The sequence below is a fragment of the Synechococcus sp. R55.2 genome (genome assembly GCF_047462075.1).
GTDB lineage: Bacteria > Cyanobacteriota > Cyanobacteriia > Thermostichales > Thermostichaceae > Thermostichus.
Genome location: NZ_JANSIH010000048.1, coordinates 1 through 1,305 on the forward strand (window position 1 = coordinate 1; position 1,305 = coordinate 1,305).

The 1,305-nt window shown below is 52.6% G+C and carries 1 protein-coding gene and 1 pseudogene; both read right to left on the reverse strand.

Going from position 1 to position 1,305, the window contains the following annotated elements:
* Positions 1-242: 242 nt before the first annotated feature.
* Positions 243-620, reverse strand: coding sequence for a hypothetical protein (locus NW838_RS01835; protein WP_414357434.1), 378 nt, complete (start codon positions 618-620; stop codon positions 243-245).
* A gap of 84 nt (positions 621-704) precedes the next feature.
* A pseudogene (locus NW838_RS01840) lies at positions 705-1,305 on the reverse strand (hypothetical protein); the annotation flags it as partial.

Genomic DNA, 1,305 nt, shown 5'->3' on the forward strand with positions numbered 1-1,305 from the left:
GGGCAGCCCCAAGAAAATCAGGTGGAATTGGCGCTTGTTGCCCGAGGTGGATCCCTGACCACCTGAGCAAGGCTTAACCTTCCACCTCATCTGTCAGTTTCACGACTTTTTCACGGGTCGGCTCTTAGAATCAGAGCATCTCATAGGGAAGGTGTGTTGAGGACTGAAACACTAGAGGAAGGATAACCAGGGATCCCATTGGCTGGGATCCCTATTTTTTCCATCGAGGGGGCGGGAAAGAATTAACGGGATCCCTCTGTGAGCAGCACAAGGATAACCCCGGCAATGATGCTAATCGTGGCTCCTGCGATCAAGCTGGTTGCCAGCCGCTCTAGCCGCTCCCCAACCGATTGAGCAGTGTCGAACTTGAAGCCCAACTTATCGACATCGGCGGAAAGTTTGCTGACACTTTGGGAGAGGTTATCCACCCTGTCGGTCAGGCTATCTACTCGGTTAGTCAGGTTGTCTACTCGATCCGTGAGGTTATCCACCTGCTCGGTCAAGCTATCCACCCGGTGAGACAACCCATCGACGCGCCCCAGCACTTCCCTCTGCTGGTTCACCAAAACTTCTACAACACGCTCAATCCGGTCTAGCCGATCCTCTGTGGGGGTTGTCATCAAATTGATCTCGTAGGTTCCTAATCTTAAAGTAAACAAACAAGCAAGGGATCTTTGTTGGTAAAGACTCTCCAGCCCATCAGGCTAACTCTTATGGGCCTCAGCCGCTTGATCCTGAATAATCCAGGTACGCAGGATTTGAATTTCATCAGCGCTCAAGTGACCTAGGCGATCCATGCCGGTGCCGTTGCGACGAATATAGGCCAATTCTGGGGATCCACTGCGTCCGATAAAAGATCCGGGAGACTCTCCCTGGGGATCACTCACAGGAACCCTGGGCGTAGGTTCAGCTCCTTCCCTGCCCTGCGACAACAAACTCAGGGCATCCACTCCCCCTCCATTCAAAGGGATCCCTGCAGCTCGCTGGATGACAGCATGACGAGCTAACCAACGCGGTTTGAGCAACTCGCTATTTTCCGATCCCGGCGTTACATAACGCATCACCGCAGCATAACTATCTAAAGGGCTGCGCCGCATCCGACCGGCCTGCTGATGACAACCTACACAACTGGCTTCTAGCAAGGGCTTAATATCTCGCTGGTAGGTGTATTGAGGCTCGGTGCGGAAGGTCAACTCTATGGGATTTTGTAAATCGAGCTCTTTGGCAGCAGGTAAGAACACTCTGTAATCAGTGCTGTAGCTGAGTGGCTGTAAAGGCTGTACAATTAGCTCGTTGCCCTGGATA

Coding starts and splice junctions, on each gene's coding strand:
- NW838_RS01835 (WP_414357434.1), bottom strand. CDS start 620: ATGACAACCCCCACAGAGGATCGGCTAGACCGGATTGAGCGTGTTGTA.